The following is a 22,422-nucleotide window of genomic DNA, read 5'->3' as shown; positions in this document are numbered from 1 at the left end:
ATCCTTATTTCAATTCTGCAGATACGATGCCGAAGCCCGCAATCCACTCACTAATATCTTCGTAGCAGTGAGTTGTCATTTCATACTCACCAACTTCATGTAATGCAGCAAACGCAGCCATCCAGGAACGAACTTCCTGACCGCCACGACCACCCTCGACACGAATTTCAGCTTCGGTCATTGCCTCAATTGCAGCAAAGTCTGCTTTGGCAAAAGTTTCCAGCAATGCGCGATCCCACTCAGGGTTGAGCGGCACTGAGACTGATTTATCGCCAGCAGCAAGACGCTGACCTACTGAAATCACTTTGGCCTGGCGGTTATTACGTGATTCTTCAGACGGGTTACGGCCACAAATCAAGAATTCTTCCACTTCTGGAGGCACTGAGCCCATTTGCGGCGTTGGTGGATCATGGGAAAGACCGCCAGTACCGAGTACCAGTACACGTTCGTTTTCAAGGTTCAATGACTTGATGAACTGACCTACTGCTCGACCCAACGCCACGGTACGCTTGGTGGTTGGCATTGGCGCAGCTGCACCATTGATGAAAACTGGAATTGTTGGGTAACGGTCAAGCTGACCGCCACACAAGAAATGCAATGGCTGAGTCACGCCATGATCGGCTTGCATACGATATGAGTACGCAACATCCACACCTTCATCCAACACACGACGCACTAGATTAATGGCTGTTTCTTCAGGCACATTAATGTGGTCATTGTCTTTACCGTAATCCCAGTCCCCCGCTGCTTTGGCACGAATACCCACGCAGAAGCTTGGCATCAGGTCATAAAAGAAACCATTGAAATGGTCTGGACCAAAAGTAATGATTAAAGTTGGATTGTAGTCTTCAACTTCTTGGGCAAGTTTGGCAAAAGCTTCACGAACGGCTTGTTCTTTATGCTTTTCTTGCGGTGAAGCGAATTCCATTAACGGGCTGTGCGATGCACAAATGAGTTTAACGGCCATGAGTGACTCCTAAACGGAAGGCAGCCTGATCAGGCTGCCGAGTAAGTCCATTACGATTTAGGCTGATTAGATCTCATCAAAGAAGCCGGCACGTGGCTGACGTAAACCACGAATACCTAAGCCACATTCCGCGTTAATTAAAACGCCGGTCAATGGGCGGTTGTTTTGACGAGAAGCCAGTAATACATATGAACCAGTCATATCTTCAGGTTCTGGTAAGAAGCCAAGCGGCATACCACGTCCAATTTTTTCAGGATCGCGGGCATCCAATAAGCCAAGGTTTTCCTGGCCTAAAGATGCTGCACCTTTGATATTTACATTCATACCTGAGGGTGCAACTGCGTTCACTCGTACTTTAGGTGCAAGCTCATAAGCCAGTTCTTTCATCACGCCCACACCAGCATGCTTAGATGCAGTGTAAATAGGGCCTCCGCCTGCTGAGTACAGTGCAGAGTTAGACAAAGTAAATATGATAGAACCTTCAGAAGCTATCAATGCATCCAGTGCAGCCTTGGCACCCAAGATGAGTGACTTGGTATTAATGCCCATGATTTCATCAAAGGCTTTTTCCAGCTGTTCACCAGATGTATTGACGATATCTGCGTAGTGATCCCAGATACCTGCATTTCCAACGAAACAATCGAGCTTACCAAAATGCTCAACGGTCGCATTAACAGCGCGGACGTTGTCTTCATAGCTGGCTACATCGCCTTCGATCGCAAGAACTTTACCGCCAAAGTGTTCATTTAATGCATCCACTTTTGCTTTTGAACGCTGAAGAACTGCAACTTGTGCACCTTCCTCCAGGAAACGTTCAACCAGTGCCCAGCCTAAGCCTGAACCACCACCGGTAATGAGTGCAACTTCGCCTTGTAGCCAACCCATGATTACTCTCCTGCCATCTCTACAAATAACTGACCATCTTCAACAATCACCGGGAAAGTCTGGATTGGATCGGTTGCTGGTAAACATAATGCTTGACCAGTTTTCAAACAGAAACGTGCTGAATGAAGTGGGCACTCTACAGTACCATCGTCTTCAAGATAACCTTCTGACATAGAAGCATTACCATGAGAACAACGGTCGTTCATTGCGAAGAACTCACCGCCATTGTTGAAGACTGCAAGCGCTTCGATACCGTTTACGCCGCAATCCACTTTCAATGCTTCGCCTTCGTCTAATTCGTCAACTTGGCAAACAAAAATCTTATTCATTAGAAGAACACGCTCAGGTTATGTGAGTTATAAGTCACCTGATCAAGGGTGATCTTACGATTGAAGATCTCAAAGCCTTGTTCAGTATCGACTTTACGGATTTTGTCGTGACGCTTACCACAGTAGATGGTGACATCTTTTTCTTTCTGGGTGCGGTACAACAGGTAAGTCACGTAAACGTCGTATTCGCCTTCAACTTCCGTTGCCTCAACGATGATGTTAGACACCATGTGAGTGGTACGTGAAGGAGGTTCTTCGGCCCATGCCATACCTGTCTCAAGACGGGCAACACGGCGTTCCAGCAAATCTTTAGTATCGTTAAATACCCAAGTTGTAGGTGGCTCGATCGAACGACGACGGTCACGTGTTTGAGCGTTTGGTGTGGTACGCAATGTGTAAGAAATATCTTCTGACAGCACAGCTAACCAATCGCGGAATTTCCAGTCGTCAAGCAATTTTGCTTCACGATAGAGGAACTGACTAATTTGATGTTGAAGTTCTAAACTGATCTGACTCATTTCATAAGCTCCTTCTCATATTCGTCAGCTGCTTTTTCCACGTCTTCCCATTTTTCATGGATCAATAAATCTGCCCAGCGGCGATACATGCCACGTGCTGCAGTTTCAGAGAAAATATAGTTGGTGATACCCGGGATACCATCTTCACGAACTTTCTCGTTGCCTTTACCCATTTCCATAATCAACTGGTTCTTACGCGCTTTATAACCACGTAAAACTTTTTGGATTTCGATCCAGTTTTCAGAGTCATCTTGCTCTAGGAAACCAGCAGGACCGAAGGCACGAGTTGCAGAACGTTCAAATGCTTCTTTCACTTCTTGAGAAGCTTCAGCATCGGCAATACAGAATGCCCAAACTTCAGTTTTGTTAGGACCACGTGGGTGCCATACGCGAAGTGTTGCAGTACCGTTCAACCAAGACAATGTTGGGAACATGGTGTTATGACCTGCAAGACGCAGCGCACGAACTTCACCAAGACGTTCTTTTACTTCTTCGTAAGTTTCACGGAAGTAATTCGCCACTTCGCCATCCACCCATACGTTAGCGTCTGGTTTTTCTGTGAAGAAGAAGCCTGAACCGTGACCACGTGAACCGTACTGGATCGCGTCTTTGGCAGTTTCCCAAACTGGGCGGGCAGTTTGTGCAGCACCTAATTTCTTGGTTGAATCATCATCTGGTTTTGCACCCAACACCTGAATTGCAGATGCGTGAGAGAACAATGCGTGATATTGGTCAGATGCGAACTGTTCAGCTGCAAATTTCCAGTTACACTCGATTTCCCATTTGTGCACACCACCGATGATTTCAGTACCACCCGGACGACGGTCTAATACGCCATCGAGGTACCAAGCGATATCACCCATGTATTCTTCCAGATCTGGAGTCGTTTCATCCCAGCATCCGAAGATTAAGCCTTTATAAGATTTAACACGGTTAACTTCTACCAGACCCCATTGCTCTTTGCATGCGCCTTGCGGGAAAGCACGCTCTTCAAGCGGGATGTCTTTTAAAGAACCATCAATACCGTAAGACCAGCCGTGGTATGGGCAAGTGAATGCACGCGTATTACCACAGTCCGCGAAGCTCACACGCATAGAGCGGTGACGGCATTGGTTTAAGAATGCTTTGATTGAACCGTCTTTTTGACGTGCCACAATAATTGGATCTTCGCCCATGTAGGTATTGAAGAAGTCACCAGCCTTAGGAATCTGGCTTTCATGGCAAAGGAACAACCAGGTACGACCGAACACACGTTCAAGTTCTAGTTCGTATAGATCTGGATCTGTATAGATCGACGGCGAGATACGTCCATTTTGTGCATCGACTAAAGCGTCGATTTCGCGCACATCAATTTTTCCACTCATGAAAAGCTCTCCTGTGACCAGTAACGGCACAAAGTAAATAGACTCAACTTTTCAGCGATAATGGATTTTTAGCCAGTTTTGGTGAAATATTTTTTTTGTTTCAATTAAGATATTTTATGGATTATTTAAAACTGTGCTTTATATATTTAAACACTAATAGAAAATGCAAGATCATTTATTTTCTAAATGGCAGAATAATCTTCACCTCATAGTTGTTTATAGATTATACTGCTACAAAAATATAGTAAGACATTTTTTGGATTACTCTTTTGGACGAGTTATATGGAATTACGACACCTACGCTATTTTATCACCGTTGCAGAAGAACTTAACTTCAGTAAGGCTGCACTAAAGCTTTATACCGCCCAGCCCTCTTTAAGCCAGCAAATTAAAGACCTGGAAGAAGATGTCGGGGTAAAACTGCTTTATCGTACCAAACGTAAGGTTGAGCTGACTGAAGAAGGTGCCGTATTTCTCGAACAGGCCCGCTTAACCCTGGCACAGGCAGATAAAGCCGTTGCCATGGCACGCCAGGTGTCTCAAGCCAAACAGCAAATGCTGCGTATAGGCTTCGTTCCGGTGGCGGAAATGAAAATTTTCCCTTATGTGTTGCCGAATTTGCGCGTGCAAAACCCTGATTTAAAAATTGATTTGCTCAGTTTAAACAACAATGAACAAATGAAGTTGCTGAAAAAAGGCGAGCTCGATATCACCTTTACCCGACACAACTTTAATAGCGATGAAATTGAAAGTTTATTCGTACTGCGCGAGCCATTGATCTTTATTTTGCCAGAAAATCATCCTTTGGCTAAATATGAACGCATACCCGTTAAAGAATTGAATGGTATAGATTTTATTATTCCCGCTGCGGAACAGTCTTTAACGCTGCATAATGCCATTATGGATTTTGCCCATGCTAATGGCATTGAATTCAATATTGTGCAAAAAGCCGATAATATCCTGTTTAACATCAACTCTGTAGGGATGGGCCTAGGCTGTACCATTCTGCCAGGTTATGTCGCTCCGCTCACCATGAACAATACCGTGATTCGTGCCTTAGATGTGGAACTGCCCTACCTCGACCTGTATGTGAGTTACCATAAAAACAGCAGTTCTGGGGCAGTGAAAAAATTTATTGAATTACTGACCCATGTGTTTTATCTGAACATTAATCGCGGTTAATTAATTTTTTACACTTTTGCGCTGAATTAAAGCCACCATTATTTTGCTAATAAATAATGGGGCTTTTTTTTATTTCAATTTGTGTATTTTTAAACCCGCTTAGACTTAAGTCTTACTCATTTTTCATATCATCAACACGGCATTAATAGGAAATAACTCATAACTTTTCTTTTAAGGACTTATAATCAATATTTCATCAGCAAAAAATTACAACTTAAGTCTAATAAATTCTTCACAGGCTTTTTAAAATTTACAAAACAAAAACAACCATAAAGGAGATGATAACCATGCAGCTACTGCTCCGTATAAAAACAGGGATTCGGCACCATCTTCATTTCTTCCTGATCTTTCCTTTTATTGCGGTACTTTATGCCGCTTTTCAGTTCATGACCGCATGGAGCTGGTCGACCTGTCTTTTAATGAGCTGGAATCTTGCTGTTTATACTTATTTATTGCTTACCCTCAAAAAACTCTGGCATGTTGACCATGCTCATATCCTGCAACGTGCGGAACAACAGGATGCCAGTAAATGGCTGATTCTTTTTCTGGTGATCCTCACTTTAATTATTTGTTTCATCGCGATTATTATTGAAGTGAATAATTTGCCTAGCAATACTGCGATTCGAACGGGTCATTTAATTTTATCCATGCTGACCATTACTTCAGCCTGGTTCCTGATACATACAATTTTTGCGATTCATTATGCGCATGACTTTTATTTGGCATTAGACCAGAATAATGAAGGTGGACTGGATTTTCCGAAAACCCCTAAGCCGACTTATCCCGACTTTTTATATTTTAGTTATATCGTGGGTACTTCTGCACAAACTGCTGATGTATCCGTTAGCCACTCCAAAATGCGGGTACTAAATACCTTGCACTTGCTTCTGGCTTACGGATTTAACACGACTATTCTGGCCATCATTATCAATGTGGCAGCGAACTTTATTAGCCCTTGAATATGCTCATAAAAAAAGGATGACCGAAGTCATCCTTTTTTATCTTTAACAGCTGTGATTAAACACCACGAGCAGTTAAGTAGTCTTTAATAACAGTATTGAACTCTTCAGCTTTTTCCACTTGAGACCAGTGGCCACATTGGCTGAAAATGTGCGCATCAGCATTCGGCACAGTGTTTAAAATGTCCCAAGTACGTGAAACTGGAATGACCACGTCCTGTACACCGTGAATCAACAATACTGGTACAGTAATGTCTTTCATTTTTTCGAAATCAAGCGGGAATTCGAAACGGTCACGGTCACGTGCGCCCACTACGTCCATCAAACGATTCGATGCATAGTCATTTGCAGCAGAAGCATAACGTACTTTCACCAATTCGTCGGTGATCAGGTCTTTGTTCACCACGAACATAGACAATGTTTTCTTGATGCCTTCTTCAGTCAATACCGGGTTGGCATGCGCTTTAAGTGCTGCAGTCTGTTTAGCACCGCCAGTACCCATAGACACAATACCCAATACACGTTCAGGGTAATCAAGTACCATTTGGAATGCCAACCAGCCGCCCAATGAGTTACCAACCAACCAGGTTTTTTCAATGCCAAGTGCATCTAAAGTACGCACCGCATGGTCTACCCAGGCACGGATACCATAAGCAGTATTTGGTGCAACTACAGTTTGACCATAACCAATGGTGTCGATGGCGATACAACGTGCCTGCTCACCAATTTGCGGCAAGTTTAACCACCAGTTTGCCGCAGCAGATACACCAGTACCTGAACCGTGCAAAAACAGAATAGGCGTACCTTCACCCACTTCGTGATAGTGAGTCAACTCACCTTCTGCAGTTTCAATCCATTTGTCTTCTAAGCCAAAGAATGGATCTGTTGTATATTCAGGGATTTGAACAGTGCTCATACATACTCCTCGTACAGTCTTTAGCTTGCGTTTCCATCTTGATTCAGAATTTAACGTCAAGTTGACTCGGTGAAATTTACTTTTTTACCGCCTTATATTACCTGTTCAAACCGGTCAAACTGATACAAATTTACGATCAAATGCTATAAAAAAACGATAATTTAACTATTTGTTTTTAAAAACTTTATTAAAGACAAAACCCTTATTTTTATTAAGGCATTTAATAAAAAATAGCTTTCTACATAGCAAAAAAAAAGCGACTTATTTAAAGTCGCTTTTTTATTACACCGCTTAATTAGAACTTATAAGTATAAGTCGTTGCTACACGGTACTCTTGCAAGTCTGATTTCCAGTCAAAATCGGTATCAATATACATGGCCTGGAAGCCTAAACCTTTCAGTTTACCTTCTGGAACCGTGTAATTCAGAATCAAATTCAGCTCATCCGATTTCTGGTCTTTCAAGATCCCTGCCGAGGTTTTAACTTCCGCATCTGAACCGGTGAAGTATACTGCCGTAGCATTTAAACCTTTGGCACCCAATCCAGAGAAATCATAACCATAAGTGAAGCCCCATGATTTTTCATTGGTATTGGTAAAGGTTGCGACACCCCAGTTTACCAGGTAAGGCTGCGGTACCCAGCCACCCAATGTCGGGAATGCATTATCACCAAACATTTGCTGGTAGCCCAAACCAACCGTATGTGCGCCATAATTGACTTTAGCGCCTACAGACAACGCCTGGTTATCAATATCACCATACAACTTGTCACCTGACTCCGAGTTATCAAAGTAACGGATATGGCTGTCTAACTTGGCTTTTTCACCCAGCTTGGTTTTGTAACTGGTACCGACATAATGCTGCTGGTAAATATCTTCAACATCTGCATACCAGTAGCTGCCGCCAATTTCTGGAGTAAACTGGTGATCAACACCCGCAATCAACATTCCATCAGAAGCTTCACCATTATCGTAATACTTTTTGCCCTTAGCAGGTGCAAACAAGGTTAAGTCACGGAACTGGTTGTCATAACGGTTATTGATCTTATCAATATAAGCCACAGTCAGTTTGGTGTCTTTAATCTCTTTCGACTCTAACCATGCACCGCTATATGTGGTGAGTAACTGACGCGATGGATCGAATACCAGTACTGGAGATACCGGTAATAATTCACCGACTTTTAATTCAGTTTGTGAAACTTTGGCTTTTAAGGTTGCCCCTACTTTACCAAAATTGTCTTTCGACTCTTGACCATCATGTGGCAAAACCCAATCCGGATTTTTATCACGGCCATTTAATTTAAATGCGTGCTGCACCAACAGGTCTGCACCCACTTGAATACCGCCACCGATGTCCTGATAACCCGATTTGGCATCCAGTGTGATGCCTTGAGACCAAGAACCCCAGTTGTTTTGCGGAAGATCTGCATACTGACGGTCTAAATAAAAGTTTTTAAATTTTAATTGGACATTACTGTCGTCAACAAAATCTGCATTCGATGCAGTTGTTCCTAAAGTTGCTGTCGCAGCAAGCATTGCTATCCATAAGTTTTGACGACGCATGGCTGAATTCCCTAGTAATCAAATTAAGCTATGGCGCCATCATGCTAAACAATCACAAAAAACGAAATCCGACCAGAGTATTAAGATTTATTGCCTTTATGGCTATTTCTGCTTTTTTTTATTTTAGTGATTCAAATCACGTTAAGAACTTTAAACAATAAGTCATTTTATCTTCCTTTCATTTCATTTTTGTTAAACCTTTGTTTCAGTGTTTATTTTAAAAGAATTTAGGCTTTTTGAGCGCAAAAAAAAATTGATTAATCGCTTTTAAGTTTAACCCAGAGCTAAAACCACTTAAATAATTGATTATATTAATATAACTATCCTATGATATGATATTTTTTATCTATAAACTCAAGTGTAAAATCAAGGTCTAGCCATAAAAAAAGCGCCCTTTCGGACGCTTTTTCGCTTCAACTTAAAACAGATTAAGCATTGGCTTCTTTGGCTTTAGACATGGTCAATGCCAAGTCTTCAATCATGTCTTCCTGACCACCTACAGTACCACGGCGACCCAGTTCCATCAGGATTTCACGCGCAGACACGCCATATTTGGCTTCAGCACGTTTCGCAAATAACAGGAACGAAGAATAAACACCGGCATAACCTAAAGTTGCTGCATCACGGTCAGCACGGATCTGATGTGTCATCATTGGAATGATTAAATCTTCGGCAACATCTTGAACTTTAAACAAGTCCACACCTGTTTCCATTTGCATACGGTTGGCAACCGCAACAAACAATTCAAGTGGAGTATTACCTGCACCTGCACCCAGACCGGCAGAAGCTAAATCGACACGCGTTGCACCAGCTTGAACCGCTGAAACAGAGTTCGCAACACCCATACCCAGGTTATGGTGACCATGGAAACCGATTTCGATTTCTGAAGCCAAGTTGGCACGTAAAATACCTACACGGTCAGTCACGTCTTGAGGCAACATATAACCAGCAGAGTCAGTTACATAAATACAGTTTGCACCGTATGACACCATTTTATTGGCTTCTTCCAAAAGTTTTTCAGGAGTTGCCATGTGCGCCATCATCAAGAAGCCCACAGTATCCATACCAAGTTTACGTGCAGCAGTAATGTGCTGTTCAGAAACGTCAGCTTCAGTTGAGTGAGTTGCAACACGAATGGTTGCTACACCAACATCATGTGCCATTTTCAAATGGTCAACCGTACCAATACCAGGCAATAGAAGTGCAGATACTTTGGCCTGTTTCAGGTTTGGAATTACCGCTTTTAGGTATTCTTCATCGGTTGCTGCTGCAAAACCGTAGTTCACAGAGTTACCGCCTAAGCCGTCACCATGTGTTACTTCGATTAAAGGTACACCTGCATCATCCAAAGCAGTTGCAATGGCAACCATTTGTTCAGGTGTAGTTTGATGGCGCATAGGATGCATACCATCACGTAAAGTCATATCATTAATAATAATCTTAGACATTTTGGTATTCCTTAAGCTTCAGCAGTGTTTAATACGCGTTCTGCAAACATTTCTGCAGTACGTGCAGCCGCTGCAGTCATAATGTCGAGGTTACCGGCATATTTAGGCAGGTAATCACCCAGGCCTTCAACTTCCAGGAAGATGGATACACGGTTTCCGTCAAATACAGGACCATTCACCAGTTTGTAACCTGGTACGTATTTTTGAACTTCTTTGATCATCGCATGCACTGATTCAGTGATTGCAGCCTGATCTGGCTCGCCTTCAACTAGGCAGTGAACCGTGTCACGCATCATCAATGGTGGCTCAGCCGGGTTAATAATGATGATCGCTTTACCCGCTTTAGCACCACCAACTTTCTCAATCGCACCAGCAGTGGTACGGGTGAATTCATCGATGTTTTTACGTGTACCTGGACCTACAGATTTAGTCGATACAGTGGCAATGATTTCACCATATTCAACCGGTTGAACACGTGAGATTGCGGCCACCATCGGAATGGTTGCCTGACCGCCACAAGTCACCATGTTCACGTTTGGTAATTCACCCGCTTCAAGCAAAGCTTCAAGGTTTACCGGTGGAACACAGTAAGGACCAATTGCCGCTGGGGTTAAGTCAATCATCAACACGCCAAGTTCGTTTAACTTACGGCTGTTTTCTGCGTGAACGTATGCAGAAGTTGCATCGAATGCAATTTTGATTTCGTCAGCTTCAACATGTGGCAATAAACCGTCCACGCCTTCAGCCGTGGTTTTTAAACCCATTTTCGCAGCACGTGCCAAACCTTCAGAAGTCGGGTCAATACCCACCATCCAAACTGGCTCTAAAAATTCACTGCGTTGTAATTTATACAGCAAGTCAGTACCGATGTTCCCTGGACCGATCAATGCACATTTAATCTTTTTCATGAACAATTTCTCTTAAAAACGCTCTTAAAATCTGGACTTATTCAGCAGCGAATGCAGCAGTTACAGAACCAAAACCTTCAATTTCAACCACGAATTCATCACCCAGGTTGGCGACAACCATAGGACCCAGTGCACCGGTTAAAATGATGTCACCGGCAAGCAGCGGACGGCCACGGCGTACCATTTCATCCGCCAGCCAAACCGCGGCATTTAATGGATTAGCAAGACAGGCTTTACCCACACCTTGAGACACGATTTCTTCGCCGCGTTTCATGGTCATTTTGCAGTTGACGAGGTCTAAATTTTCAAGCTTCACCGGACGTGAACCTAGTACATAAGCCGCAGAAGATGCGTTATCTGCAACAGTATCAATCAATGAAATTTTCCAGTTTTCGATACGGCTATCCACGACTTCTACAGCAGGCAATGCATATTCAGTTGCACTAATAATGTCTGCATAAGTGTGTTTTTCTTGGGTTAAATCTTTGTTGATGATTAACGCGATTTCTGCTTCAACTTTAGGTTGAATCAATAGGCCAGCTGGAATCGCTTCACCATCACCATAAGCCATGTCAGCAAACAACATACCGAAGTCCGGTTGGTCTACGCCCAGCTGCGCTTGCACAACTTTAGAGGTTAAACCGATTTTACGACCGGTTAAACGGCGGCCTTCAGCCTCTGCACGTTTGGTATTTACTTCCTGAACTGCGTATGCAATATCCACATCAGCATTTTCACCGCCAAGTTGCGGGCGAACTGGTGCAATCGCAGTTTTTGATAATTCAGCGTCACGTAATGCTTGCGCAACTGATTCAACAACAGCAGAATTCGACATCAATGTTTCCTTAAACTGCAAAAATTGGACTTATACCGTTATCGATGGAAATGCGATGAACAATGAGAAAAAATCTGTGAACTGATCAAAGCCATCAGCAAAGGGGTGCTGCCCATCTTGGCAAACGCGTATATGTATAAACAGTTTTAGAATCGGAAAATTGCGCTTTTTATGCCAATACTTATTTTATTTATGACAATAGCTAATTCCTATAAATTAACTTGGTTTTATTTTTAAAAAACAGGCATATGAACAAGATATTAAAAAATGCTTTCTTTTATGTGCTTCAGGACAAATTGTCAGATTCATAGAATAACCATCGATCTACGACTAAAAGACTAGATGCTTTGCCTGTTTTTAGTACAAACCTTTTTTTATTAAATCATGAGTTCTAAAAACACCAATTAAAAATCAATATCTTATATTTTAATTATCAATCAGTTTTATCTTCAGCTTATATGCAGCTGATTAGCTTCGCAGTCCACAATTCTGTTCCATCGCGGTACTTTTTCGATATCAAGGTGGATCTGCATACATGCCAATAGAGCCTTATGGTAGTCAAATTTTTAAATGATGAGCATGAACAGATCAAAATAAAAATAAAGATAAAAAAAGAGGATTTAAAATCCTCCTATTTTAACCCATCATCCTGGAATTAAACCGCCTGTTTTAAATTCACATGCTTTAATAAAAGCTGATGCAAATCGGCAACATCCTCTGCAATGGCTAGCGGATTATAGTGGGCAAGGACTTCAGGCGTATGCACACCATAACTTACCCCTATACGCGGCATGGCAATATTTTGTGCCATTTCCAGATCATAAGAGGTATCACCCACCATAATGGCATTTTCAACACTGATGCCCGTGACCTGTAAAATTTCAGTCAACATTAAAGGATCAGGTTTGGATTTGGTTTCACTGGCTGCACGGGTCACATCAAACAGGTCATCACTGGCTGTTTGATGAAGTACACGGTCTAAACCTTTACGGCTTTTTCCTGTCGCCACAGCAAGTTTCACCTCTTGTGCCTTTAGATCCTGCAACATAACCGAAACCCCTTCAAACCAGGCATCTCCTTTGGAGTTTTCCACATAGTGAGTGGCATAGCACTGCAAAATCTCATGATGTAATTCAGGCACTTCAGGAAACAAGACTTGCGCCACTTCCGGTAAACCCAGACCAATAATGCTTTTTGCAGCAGCTTCTGTCAGCGGCTGCTCGAACTGCTGTGCCGCAAACTGTAGGCTCGCAACAATCTGACCGACTGAATTAAATAGCGTTCCATCCCAGTCAAAAATGATGAGTTCTACAGGTGTGTTCATGTTTGAGTTCCAATATTTGGTTCAGTTTTTTAATTTACTTCACTCTTATTTTTTCAAAGAAGAGCTTTATTTCGAATTCATATAATTTTGAATTAACGAAATATTCCCTCTCCTTCCAGGAGATGAGGAATATATTCCGCAAGGGAGAGGTTAAACTAATTCATAACCACGGTTAGCCTCAATAACTGACTTTTTCCGTGTAGGTATTACTTACTTTTCAAGGATGAAAAGTAACAAAAATCCTTTGTTACTCTGATGGAACATCCCTGTACCACAGAGTAACGGCGACATCCATGTTGCCTTTCGCTTAACTCTCTACATATTAAATTCGAATCTCTCCTAACCCCTTTTTCTTAAAGAGGAGAATTTCCAATTACAGGAAATTAGAGATCAATCAAGAAGACTCTTTATCTTTCTTCTGTGCTCTTAACTGCGCCACCAAACTCTGCATATCTTCAGGTAATGGCGCTTCAATGGTCGGATAACCCGGAATTTCCAGTCGCATCGCATGCAAACACAAACGACGTGGCTTCGGCCCGTTATATTCGGTTTCATGACCATATTTTTCATCACCAATTAAAGGGTGACCAATACTTAAACCATGGACACGAATCTGATGGGTCCGACCAGAAAGCGGTGAAGCATACACCAGTGTGCCATGCATGAAACGCTCTGCCACATTCCATTGAGTTTTACTGTCTTTACCCTCTTTAGACACACGAACCCGGCGCTCGCCATTGGCCAGCTCATAGCGATGCAAAGGTGCATCAATTAGCTGTTTATCCAGACTGACCTGCCCTTTAACAATTGCAGCATAAGTCTTTTTAATTTTGTGTTCACGCAGTAAATCTTGCAGTGTTTTTAAGGTGCTGCGTTTTTTACTGATCATCACCAGGCCAGAAGTGTCACGGTCAATACGGTGAATCAGTTCCAGATATTTCTTGCCGGTTGCAGCACGCAGACCTTCAATCAAGCCATAAGCCACACCACTGCCGCCATGCACGGCAATCCCTGAAGGTTTGTTTATCACCATCAGGCCTTCATCTTCATACACCACTCGACTGAGCAGGCTTTGCGCCACTTTATCCGATACCGGTGCCGCCGTTTCATCTTTTTGCTCATAACGAATCGGCGCAACGCGAATCTGGTCGCCAATATTGAGTTTGGTTTCCGCTTTAATGCGCTTTTTATTGACCCGAACCTGTCCTTCACGGATTAAACGATAAATCCGACTTTTAGGCACACCTTTCAGTCTGGAAAATAAAAAATTATCGATACGTTGACCTAATTGATGCTCGTCCACTTCAAACCAGGTGACACTTTGCCATTCTTGCGTAGAATTCATACAGTTACGATGACCCAAAAAATACTAAAATTGATTAAAAACTGATCACTTAGGCTATGCTTTACACAAGAAACATAAGCTTAGCCCATAGGCAGATGATGCAAGGTTTGATATAGTCAGCGCACGGATACCACCGTTAGTGTGAAAAAATTTAATTCCTTCAATATTTTTGAAGCTCAAAATTAAATTTCACAATTCACATTAAACACGGAAAGGTCCCTAAAGAATATGCCGACGCCGAAGGCTTATTATATCGGCAAAAAAGCAAACTGTTGCGTTTAATTGTACTTCGTACATAAATCAGTTTGCCCTAAAAAATATGTCGCCAACGTTAAGTTGGTTTTTAAACGTAAACTGATACACATCAGATTAGTCGCACCCTGAAGTTGTATTCAGGCTATAACGTTGATGCATTGGATCTGCACATAAAGCAACGATACGATGATAATTCCGTATCAAGACGCCCGATCATGAATTAATGAAGGGACGGTCTTCAAGCTACGTGACAGTGAAAGTTACTCACATCTAATGCACCGTTAGACCGCCAGTGAATCGTTCAGGTGACTTTAATCGTTTATAAGATTGAAGCCGTATTGCCATCTTCAATACGTGAATCAAAAACCGAAGCCCAAAAAAAGGCCGGTAAAAAAGCTCAGACCACAATTGCGTCATTTTGAGATCTGGGTGTTGATCCGTAATGTGTGATGTTCGCTACGTGTATAGCGATGTTTTGGTGTGTATCACTATTAGGTGTTACACCCATGAAACGTATGTTGATTAATGCAACACATGCCGAAGAAATTCGCGTTGCACTTGTCACTGGTCAGCGTCTTTACGATTTCGATCTAGAAAATCGTACCCGTGAACAAAAAAAATCCAATATCTATAAAGGTCACGTGACTCGCGTTGAACCTTCTTTAGAAGCTGTTTTTGTAGAGTATGGTGCAGGCCGTCAGGGCTTCCTGTCTATGCGTGAAATCGCAAACTCTTACTACAAGGCAGATCCTCGCCAAACTTCAAATATCCGCGAATTGATCACTGAAGGTACCGAACTTTTAGTACAAGTGGAAAAAGAAGAGCGTGGCAATAAAGGCGCTGCCCTGTCTACATTTATTTCGCTTGCTGGCCGTTATTTGGTGCTTATGCCAAATAATCCGAAAGGTGGCGGTATCAGCCGTCAAATTTCCGGTTCAGTTCGTGACGAACTGAAAGAAATGTTGGCCTCACTGAATATTCCTCGTGGCATGAGTGTGATTGTTCGTACTGCGGGTATTGGTCGCTCTCAAGAAGAATTGCAACTTGACTTGCAACACTTAATGGACCTTTGGGCACAAATCCAAAACACGGCTGGTTCTGGTCCATCACCAATGCTGGTACATCAAGAAGCCGGTGTGGTAACACGTGCAATTCGTGACTACTTACGTGATGATGTTGCAGAAATCCTGATTGACTCTGAACAAGCCTATAACGAAGCGTATAACTTCGTGAAAGCGGTTATGCCACGTCAAATCGACAAGTTAAAAACCTATACTTTAAATGAGCCTTTATTTGCTCATTTCGGTATTGAAAGTCAAATCCAGACTGCCTATGAACGTGAAGTAAAACTTCCTTCTGGCGGTTCAATCGTGATTGACCAGACTGAAGCTTTGGTGTCTATCGACATTAACTCGGCTAAATCGACTCGTGGTCACGACGTTGAAGACACCGCTTTAAATACCAACCTGGAAGCAGCCGAAGAAATTGCACGTCAACTGCGTTTACGTGATATCGGTGGCCTGGTGGTAATCGACTTCATCGACATGACCAAAGACCGCAACCAGCGCATGGTTGAAGCCAAACTTCGTGAAGCGACCCAAAGCGACCGCGCCCGTATCCAATTCGGTCAATTGTCCCGTTTTGGTTTAATGGAAATGAGCCGTCAACGCTTACGCCCATCGCTTGAAGAAGCAACCGGTTACGTATGCCCACGCTGTCATGGTACAGGTATGGTGCGTGATTTACGTTCTCTTTCCCTTTCGATCATGCGTAAAGTGGAAGAAATTGCACTTCGCGAACGTCATGGTGAAGTTCAGGTCGAAGTTCCGGTTGAAATCGCAGCATTCATGTTGAATGAAAAGCGTCATACTTTGGTGTATTTAGAACAAACTTCAAATGTCCGTGTAACCGTGTTGCCACATCCGCACCTAGAAACACCGCATTACGAAATCACTTATAATGCTGAAGGTTTTGCACCAACCAGCTATGAACGTACCGAAGCAACACGTTCAAGCGAAAAAGAGTTGGGTTATGAATCTTCTGAATGGCATTTGGAAGGTGAGCAACAAGCTCAAGCTGCTGCGCAGGCACCTGCTCAGCAACAGGCTAAAAACCAAAACAACAAGCCACAACGTCGTCCACAACAAGTAGCTCAAGAAGTACAGCAATCACAACCAGCTCAAGTTGCGCCTGCTGCTCAAGCTTCATCCAGCCCATGTGCATGGCTAGAAAACCTGTTTGTGCAAAAGCAAGCTAAAACAGTTGATCAAGCACGTACTGCAAACAATGCTGCTGCTGCCATTGAACAAATGGTCAATGGTGGTGCGGTCAGCCGTGGTCAATTCGGTCAGGTTGTAACATCTGCGCCTACTCAGAGCGCACCACCGGTTGCCACTGCAAACAACAATGCTTACTTATCGCCAACTGCGCCTGTAACACAAAAACAGGAACAGCACGAAGTTGCAGATAAATATTCTGATAAAGAAGAAAAATCGCAACGTCACAACAAAAAGCGTAATAAGCCTAAAGAGCAACGGGAACAAACTCAGCACGACAATCAGCAAAACCAAGTGCATGAAGAAATTGTTCAGGTTTCTCGTCATGAGCAGCGCCAAGAGCAACGTCCAGAACAGCGCCAGGATTCACGTGAAAACAAGCGCCCGACTCGACGTCAACACGCTGAACAGCAAAACACTGATCAACAAGCAGAGCAAAATGCTGTGCCACGTCGTGACCGTCGTAACCAGCAACGTCCTGAACGCCCAAATCGCCACCGCGATCAAAGCGTATTGAACGAACAGCCAGCACAACAAGCTGCACCTGCTGCAGTAGTGAATGAACAGCAACCTAAAGTCGAAGTGATTGATACACCTCGCCAGGATGTTCTTCCAACAGCATTGGTGATCAATATCGATCAGGCAAAAAGTGAAATTGTTGCATTAAATTCAACTCCTGTAGTTGAAGCGCCAATTGCACAATCTGCACCTGAAGCTGTTGAAGCCCCAGCACCTATTACTGAGAAACCAGTGGTCGCGAAGGAAGAAAAACCTGCTGCTGCAACTGAAACTCATGAGCCGCAAAAACCACGTTCTGCAGAAAAACGTGCCAGCAACGATCCGCGTATGCATCGTCGCCAAAAGCGTGAAGCTCAGGCAAAACAAGCTCAGGCACCGAAGTTAAGCCCTTCTCAGGTTCCAACTTTGGGTCAATACACGGTGGGCAGCCTTATTCGCCATGTGTATGGTGAAGATTGCTCAGTATTGATTGAACAGTTTGGTTTAATTCCAACCTTCAACCGTGCCTTGGTAAAATTTACCGAGCAATATGCCGAGACCATCAGCCAACAGGCAACTGAAGCGCAAGCACCAGTACAGGCTGTGACTCGTGATGTGGCATTAACCAAAGCAGCACCTGAAGCAGAACCCGCACCCGTGCTGGACTTAACGCCGCCAACACCGGTATCTGACAAGCGTGTGGCAAATGATCCACGTGAACGTCGCCGTTTGGCAAAACAGGCTGCAGAACAAGCTTTAGAGCAAGCAAAGCAGGCACATAGCGAACCTGAAGTGACTCCTGCGGAAGCTGTTCCAGCCGAAGTTACTCCTGTCACAGAAGCCGAAACAGTGACAGCCGAAGTGGCTGAGCCTGTAGTGACTGAAGCGGTTGCTGAAACTGCTGCAGAAACAATAGCTGCTCCAGTAGAAACTGAACAGGCAGCAAAACCGGTACAAGCTGAATTGGCGGTAGAAGCTGCTCAGGATGTACCAACTGAGCTTGAGCCTAAAGCAGAAGCTGAAAAAACCGAAGGTGAAGACGCTGACAAACCTGTCCGTCCTCGTCGCCCTCGCGGTCGTCCACCAAAGAAAGCAACGCCTGCAAATGAGTCATAATTAGTCACATAATTAGCTCTAATGCAGCGAAATAAAAAAACCTAGTCATTCCGGTGACTAGGTTTTTTTTGATACTTTTATCGGATTAGGTTGATTGCACTAGATTGAAACGGCTAAAAGACAAGTGTACAAATGACTGCAAGCGTATTGCGAACAAATAAACTGTATTGGATTACGAAAAATAAATAGGATTCATATGAACCATACCACACCGAGCGATCTTATTGGTATTGCGGATGTCGCAGCAAAATTACCTAAATTTATGAGTAAAGTCCCTCACCTGTTGAGTGGTCTCAAACAAGCCTATTTGCGTACCTCCAATACTCCTGCAGGCTTAGGGATTGCCTTTGAAAGAGCGGTAAAACGCAATCCGCACGGCATGGCTTTATTATTTGAAGACCAGAAATTCAGCTATCAAGAACTGAATGCATGGGCCAACCAGATTGGACACTTTTATCTATCCATCGGTGCCTGCAGAGGTGATGTGATTGCGGTGATGGTGGAAAATCGCCCGGAACTGGTGGCCACTGTGATTGCCCTGGCAAAAATTGGGGTGACAGCGGCATTAGTCAATACCTCACAAACAGGCAAAGCCCTGACCCACAGTATCAATCTGGTTAAACCGATTGCCATCATTGTCGGTGAAGAATGCCGTAATGCTGTCGAAGAAGTCCGTCAGGATTTACAGCTCCAAGCAGACCGTTTTCATTGGTTCGCCGATCAAGCCACACAAAAGGATGCAGGCAAAACCCCTCAGGCCTGGGCCAATCTTGCAGAAAAAGTGGATCAATTTCCCAAATTCAACACCCCAACCACAAACACTATTCAAGGTAAAGATGGTCTATTTTACATCTACACCTCGGGCACTACGGGCTTGCCTAAAGCGGTCATTTTCACGCATAGCCGCTGGACACTGGCCTATGGTACCTATGGACATGTGCTGGATTTAAAATCTGATGATGTGATGTACTGCACCCTGCCACTGTATCATGCCACCGGTATTGTGGTGTGCTGGTGTGGCGTGATTGCCGGCAGTGCCACTTTGGCATTGCGTCGTAAATATTCGACCTCTTCCTTCTGGAAAGATGTGCAAAAATTTGATGCTTCTGCCATCGGTTATGTCGGTGAACTCTGCCGTTACTTAATGGATGCCCCGGTGTCTGAACTGGAAAAAGGCCACCGTGTCACCAAAATGATTGGTAATGGCATGCGCCCGAATATCTGGGACAAATTCAAAGAGCGCTTTGGCATTGAAGAAGTGCTGGAGCTGTATGCATCCAGTGAAGGTAATGTCGGTTTTAGTAACGTGTTTAATTTTGACAACACGGTTGGCTTCTCTCCAACGCCTTATGCCATTATTGAATTTGATAAAGAAAACAATCAGCCCGTGAAAGATGACAAAGGCTGGTGTAAAAAGGTGAAAAAAGGCGAAGTCGGCTTACTGGTAGGTAAAATTACCCGCCGCTCCCCTTTTGATGGCTATACCGATGCGGAAAAAAACAAAGCCGTAATTATGAAAGATGTGTTTAAACATGGCGATGCATTCTTTAATACCGGTGATCTGGTACGCGATATCGGTTTCCGTCATGCCCAGTTCGTAGACCGTCTGGGTGATACTTTCCGCTGGAAAGGCGAAAATGTTTCTACCAGCGAAGTTGAAAATGCGGTCAGTGAATATGAAAAAATTGCTGAAGCGGTGGTTTATGGGGTGGAAATTCCGCATACCAATGGTCGTGCCGGTATGGCAGCCATCACCTTGAGCGATGGCGCAGAATTAACCGAGCAAGACTTAAAGCAAATGGCAAGCGAGTTTAAAAAATGTTTGCCGGCTTATGCTGTTCCGGTATTTTTACGCATTCAAGCTCAGGTCGAAACTACAGGTACTTTTAAATATCAAAAGAATAAGCTCAAAGAACAGGCTTTTGATCCTAACAAGACCGATGAACGTCTGCTGGTTTTACTCCCGAATGCGACCGAATATTGTGATTTAACCGCGGAAATATTCAGCAATATTCAAGCCTATAAATACCGTTTCTAATTTCTGAACAGGTGTTTTTTAACAAGATTAAGCAAATTTGTTGTATTTATAATCAAACATCAACAAGTTTGCTAATTTTTACTTGCGCTCGTTTGATATCTTGCTACAATACGCTCCATCAAAACAAAGTGGTGTTTAGAAAGCCTTTATTTTCTTGCACTGCACATTCAGACAAGTGCTGAATGTTGGTTCAGGGTCGTTAGCTCAGCTGGTAGAGCAGCGGACTTTTAATCCGTTGGTCCCGCGTTCGAATCGCGGACGACCCACCACTTATTTTGATCAACCTAGAGATGGGTCGTTAGCTCAGCTGGTAGAGCAGCGGACTTTTAATCCGTTGGTCCCGCGTTCGAATCGCGGACGACCCACCATCTTTTAAAAGGCTTCTGACATGAAGCTTTTTTAGCTTTTAAAGCACTCTTTCTGAATGGGTCGTTAGCTCAGCTGGTAGAGCAGCGGACTTTTAATCCGTTGGTCCCGCGTTCGAATCGCGGACGACCCACCATTCTTTCTTAGGGCTTCTTTCTGTACTACAATAGAAACGAAACCTGCAATATTCCGACCAAGACAAACCACACCGTTTCGGTTGATTCGCCATTCTCGAAATTTTGCTACACCGATGTTGCAAAACACAATGCTTTAATGCATTTTTAAAAAATCTCAGATTTTTTCTTGCACTCGGGTGAACCCTTAAAGCGATGCTTTAAGTTCACTAATCCTCATTCAGGGTTGTTAGCTCAGTTGGTAGAGCAGTAGACTCTTAATCTATTGGTCGAGGGTTCGAGTCCCTCACAACCCACCAGATTTCTTTATATTATTCTTCTTATCTCTATACGCACATATAATAAAAAATGCTCCATATTTAGAGCATTTCCATCCTTTTAAATTGCAAGCTTGGTTAAATCAACCAACCCCCTCTCTTCTTTAACTGACTTTTTCTTTAAGCAAACGGTATGCCTGTTGTGGAAAGGGATTGCCTTCGGCAAAATATTGCTCGTTTAAGGCTGAAGCATGCGCAATCTTGTCCAAATCCATGACCAGATTTTGATCTTTATCAATATTATAAAAAAAATCCACCCCATTTGAGCGATGCAAAATCACCTGATGATTTTGCCTATCATAAGACCAGTGATCTTGCCGGTGATACAGATTTGAAGCGAAGCTGATTTGCCCCGAATGGATCAGAGTGCGATGGGCAATTCCATCCTCCTGTAAATTAATAACATAATCTGCTATACCATCTTTACATCTGACAAAAGGATCATCACAACTGATCGTGGCTTGATAACGGCCAATATAAGGCTCGGCATAGTCTGGAATGGCTTTTTTGATTCTGGATTCTGCCTGTTCCACCGGAACAGTCGCCCGCCCAGCAACTTCGGTGAGTTTTCGATCTTGAGTATCATTAACAGCTGAAGTTTCTGCTTTGATCTGTTTCGCTACAGAATCCTCCACAGGTTTGTGACAACCGATCAGACCCGCTGAAACTACAATCAAGATCCATAGCTGATAATCTGCTTTTTGAAACACCTATTCACCCCTGAATCATCTATTTTCTTCGGCTACTTGTTCATCTGTTCAATTATTTATGACTTACGTCATGAGAGGCTTTTTATCATCTTGCAAGGCATTTCCATATTTAATTGATTTTTATTGATATAAATCAACTTTTTTAGGACAAGTGTATTTTATATCCCAACT

The 22,422-nt window shown here is 43.3% G+C and carries 17 protein-coding genes and 4 tRNA genes; 8 read left to right on the top strand and 13 right to left on the bottom strand.

Annotated elements, in window-relative coordinates; all coding sequences use genetic code 11:
- Positions 1 to 4: 4 nt before the first annotated feature.
- From LZZ98_RS10390 to hcaE, 5 genes are all read right to left on the bottom strand, one after another.
- Complete coding sequence (locus LZZ98_RS10390; protein ID WP_237787785.1) at positions 5 to 967, bottom strand: 3-carboxyethylcatechol 2,3-dioxygenase; 963 nt, start codon at positions 965 to 967, stop codon at positions 5 to 7.
- Between the two features lie 66 nt (positions 968 to 1,033).
- Entirely contained in the window at positions 1,034 to 1,852 is an 819-nt protein-coding gene (gene hcaB / locus LZZ98_RS10385) for a 3-phenylpropionate-dihydrodiol/cinnamic acid-dihydrodiol dehydrogenase (RefSeq protein WP_237787784.1), read from the bottom strand.
- 2 nt (positions 1,853 to 1,854) lie between these two features.
- Positions 1,855 to 2,181, bottom strand: coding sequence for a 3-phenylpropionate/cinnamic acid dioxygenase ferredoxin subunit (gene hcaC / locus LZZ98_RS10380; protein ID WP_076752998.1), 327 nt, complete (start codon positions 2,179 to 2,181; stop codon positions 1,855 to 1,857).
- Positions 2,181 to 2,699 carry a 3-phenylpropionate/cinnamic acid dioxygenase subunit beta gene (gene hcaF, locus LZZ98_RS10375; RefSeq protein WP_086174028.1) on the bottom strand — a complete coding sequence of 173 codons (519 nt, stop codon included), beginning with the start codon at positions 2,697 to 2,699 and terminating at the stop codon, positions 2,181 to 2,183. Before hcaF ends, hcaC begins: the two co-directional genes overlap by 1 nt.
- The gene (gene hcaE, locus LZZ98_RS10370; protein ID WP_092819097.1) at positions 2,696 to 4,063 is read right to left on the bottom strand and encodes a 3-phenylpropionate/cinnamic acid dioxygenase subunit alpha; all 1,368 of its coding nucleotides are present in this window, start codon (positions 4,061 to 4,063) and stop codon (positions 2,696 to 2,698) included. The genes hcaF and hcaE overlap by 4 nt, the downstream gene beginning before the upstream one ends.
- Positions 4,064 to 4,345: 282 nt before the next feature.
- On the opposite strand from hcaE, the gene hcaR reads away from it, so the two are divergent.
- Complete coding sequence (gene hcaR / locus LZZ98_RS10365) at positions 4,346 to 5,245, top strand: DNA-binding transcriptional regulator HcaR (protein ID WP_237787783.1); 900 nt, start codon at positions 4,346 to 4,348, stop codon at positions 5,243 to 5,245.
- 287 nt (positions 5,246 to 5,532) lie between these two features.
- Complete coding sequence (locus LZZ98_RS10360) at positions 5,533 to 6,204, top strand: DUF1345 domain-containing protein (protein WP_237787782.1); 672 nt, start codon at positions 5,533 to 5,535, stop codon at positions 6,202 to 6,204.
- A 58-nt stretch (positions 6,205 to 6,262) separates the two neighbouring features.
- On the opposite strand, the gene LZZ98_RS10355 is transcribed toward LZZ98_RS10360, so the two are convergent.
- From LZZ98_RS10355 to LZZ98_RS10325, 7 genes are all read right to left on the bottom strand, one after another.
- Positions 6,263 to 7,120 (bottom strand): alpha/beta fold hydrolase, encoded by an 858-nt coding sequence (locus LZZ98_RS10355; RefSeq protein ID WP_237787781.1) that lies wholly within the window; start codon positions 7,118 to 7,120, stop codon positions 6,263 to 6,265.
- Positions 7,121 to 7,415: 295 nt separating this feature from the next.
- Complete coding sequence (locus LZZ98_RS10350; protein ID WP_237787780.1) at positions 7,416 to 8,681, bottom strand: OprD family outer membrane porin; 1,266 nt, start codon at positions 8,679 to 8,681, stop codon at positions 7,416 to 7,418.
- A 428-nt stretch (positions 8,682 to 9,109) separates the two neighbouring features.
- Positions 9,110 to 10,129 (bottom strand): 4-hydroxy-2-oxovalerate aldolase, encoded by a 1,020-nt coding sequence (dmpG, locus tag LZZ98_RS10345; RefSeq protein ID WP_086174034.1) that lies wholly within the window; start codon positions 10,127 to 10,129, stop codon positions 9,110 to 9,112.
- Between the two features lie 11 nt (positions 10,130 to 10,140).
- A complete protein-coding gene (locus LZZ98_RS10340; RefSeq protein WP_237787779.1) occupies positions 10,141 to 11,037 on the bottom strand; it encodes an acetaldehyde dehydrogenase (acetylating) in 897 nt (298 codons plus the stop codon).
- A gap of 37 nt (positions 11,038 to 11,074) precedes the next feature.
- Positions 11,075 to 11,872: a fumarylacetoacetate hydrolase family protein gene (locus LZZ98_RS10335; RefSeq protein ID WP_237787778.1), complete on the bottom strand. Its 798-nt coding sequence runs from the start codon at positions 11,870 to 11,872 to the stop codon at positions 11,075 to 11,077.
- A gap of 655 nt (positions 11,873 to 12,527) precedes the next feature.
- Positions 12,528 to 13,196, bottom strand: a complete 669-nt coding sequence (locus LZZ98_RS10330; RefSeq protein WP_086174037.1) for an HAD-IA family hydrolase — start codon at positions 13,194 to 13,196, stop codon at positions 12,528 to 12,530.
- A 394-nt stretch (positions 13,197 to 13,590) separates the two neighbouring features.
- The gene (locus LZZ98_RS10325; RefSeq protein ID WP_086174038.1) at positions 13,591 to 14,541 is read right to left on the bottom strand and encodes an RluA family pseudouridine synthase; all 951 of its coding nucleotides are present in this window, start codon (positions 14,539 to 14,541) and stop codon (positions 13,591 to 13,593) included.
- A 761-nt stretch (positions 14,542 to 15,302) separates the two neighbouring features.
- On the opposite strand from LZZ98_RS10325, the gene LZZ98_RS10320 reads away from it, so the two are divergent.
- The 6 genes from LZZ98_RS10320 (at position 15,303) to LZZ98_RS10295 (ending at position 21,523) form a co-directional block, all read left to right on the top strand.
- Complete coding sequence (locus tag LZZ98_RS10320; RefSeq protein WP_237787777.1) at positions 15,303 to 18,686, top strand: Rne/Rng family ribonuclease; 3,384 nt, start codon at positions 15,303 to 15,305, stop codon at positions 18,684 to 18,686.
- A 196-nt stretch (positions 18,687 to 18,882) separates the two neighbouring features.
- Positions 18,883 to 20,724, top strand: a complete 1,842-nt coding sequence (locus LZZ98_RS10315) for a long-chain-acyl-CoA synthetase (RefSeq protein WP_237787776.1) — start codon at positions 18,883 to 18,885, stop codon at positions 20,722 to 20,724.
- A 193-nt stretch (positions 20,725 to 20,917) separates the two neighbouring features.
- Positions 20,918 to 20,993 (top strand) — tRNA-Lys (locus LZZ98_RS10310).
- 23 nt (positions 20,994 to 21,016) lie between these two features.
- Positions 21,017 to 21,092: transfer RNA gene (locus tag LZZ98_RS10305), tRNA-Lys, on the top strand.
- 58 nt (positions 21,093 to 21,150) lie between these two features.
- Positions 21,151 to 21,226, top strand: a tRNA-Lys gene (locus LZZ98_RS10300).
- A gap of 221 nt (positions 21,227 to 21,447) precedes the next feature.
- Positions 21,448 to 21,523 (top strand) — tRNA-Lys (locus LZZ98_RS10295).
- Between the two features lie 122 nt (positions 21,524 to 21,645).
- Here LZZ98_RS10295 and LZZ98_RS10290 read toward each other — a convergent pair.
- Complete coding sequence (locus LZZ98_RS10290) at positions 21,646 to 22,251, bottom strand: hypothetical protein (protein ID WP_237787775.1); 606 nt, start codon at positions 22,249 to 22,251, stop codon at positions 21,646 to 21,648.
- Between the last annotated feature and the right edge of the window lie 171 nt (positions 22,252 to 22,422).

Origin of the sequence: Acinetobacter sp. SM34 (genome assembly GCF_022012365.1) — a bacterium.
Taxonomy (GTDB): Bacteria; Pseudomonadota; Gammaproteobacteria; order Pseudomonadales; family Moraxellaceae; genus Acinetobacter.
The sequence above is the reverse complement of the archived record's forward strand: the minus strand, read 5'-3'. Positions and strand labels throughout refer to the sequence as shown.

What these genes read in the sequence shown, in the direction of transcription:
- LZZ98_RS10360 (WP_237787782.1), top strand. Translation starts at nt 5,533, where the DNA reads ATGCAGCTACTGCTCCGTATAAAAACAGGGATTCGGCACCATCTTCAT.
- hcaB (WP_237787784.1), bottom strand. Translation starts at nt 1,852, where the DNA reads ATGGGTTGGCTACAAGGCGAAGTTGCACTCATTACCGGTGGTGGTTCA.
- hcaF (WP_086174028.1), bottom strand. Translation starts at nt 2,699, where the DNA reads ATGAGTCAGATCAGTTTAGAACTTCAACATCAAATTAGTCAGTTCCTC.
- LZZ98_RS10390 (WP_237787785.1), bottom strand. Translation starts at nt 967, where the DNA reads ATGGCCGTTAAACTCATTTGTGCATCGCACAGCCCGTTAATGGAATTC.
- LZZ98_RS10320 (WP_237787777.1), top strand. Translation starts at nt 15,303, where the DNA reads ATGAAACGTATGTTGATTAATGCAACACATGCCGAAGAAATTCGCGTT.
- LZZ98_RS10315 (WP_237787776.1), top strand. Translation starts at nt 18,883, where the DNA reads ATGAACCATACCACACCGAGCGATCTTATTGGTATTGCGGATGTCGCA.
- LZZ98_RS10335 (WP_237787778.1), bottom strand. Translation starts at nt 11,872, where the DNA reads ATGTCGAATTCTGCTGTTGTTGAATCAGTTGCGCAAGCATTACGTGAC.
- LZZ98_RS10355 (WP_237787781.1), bottom strand. Translation starts at nt 7,120, where the DNA reads ATGAGCACTGTTCAAATCCCTGAATATACAACAGATCCATTCTTTGGC.
- LZZ98_RS10325 (WP_086174038.1), bottom strand. Translation starts at nt 14,541, where the DNA reads ATGAATTCTACGCAAGAATGGCAAAGTGTCACCTGGTTTGAAGTGGAC.
- dmpG (WP_086174034.1), bottom strand. Translation starts at nt 10,129, where the DNA reads ATGTCTAAGATTATTATTAATGATATGACTTTACGTGATGGTATGCAT.
- hcaC (WP_076752998.1), bottom strand. Translation starts at nt 2,181, where the DNA reads ATGAATAAGATTTTTGTTTGCCAAGTTGACGAATTAGACGAAGGCGAA.
- hcaR (WP_237787783.1), top strand. Translation starts at nt 4,346, where the DNA reads ATGGAATTACGACACCTACGCTATTTTATCACCGTTGCAGAAGAACTT.
- LZZ98_RS10340 (WP_237787779.1), bottom strand. Translation starts at nt 11,037, where the DNA reads ATGAAAAAGATTAAATGTGCATTGATCGGTCCAGGGAACATCGGTACT.
- LZZ98_RS10330 (WP_086174037.1), bottom strand. Translation starts at nt 13,196, where the DNA reads ATGAACACACCTGTAGAACTCATCATTTTTGACTGGGATGGAACGCTA.
- LZZ98_RS10350 (WP_237787780.1), bottom strand. Translation starts at nt 8,681, where the DNA reads ATGCGTCGTCAAAACTTATGGATAGCAATGCTTGCTGCGACAGCAACT.
- hcaE (WP_092819097.1), bottom strand. Translation starts at nt 4,063, where the DNA reads ATGAGTGGAAAAATTGATGTGCGCGAAATCGACGCTTTAGTCGATGCA.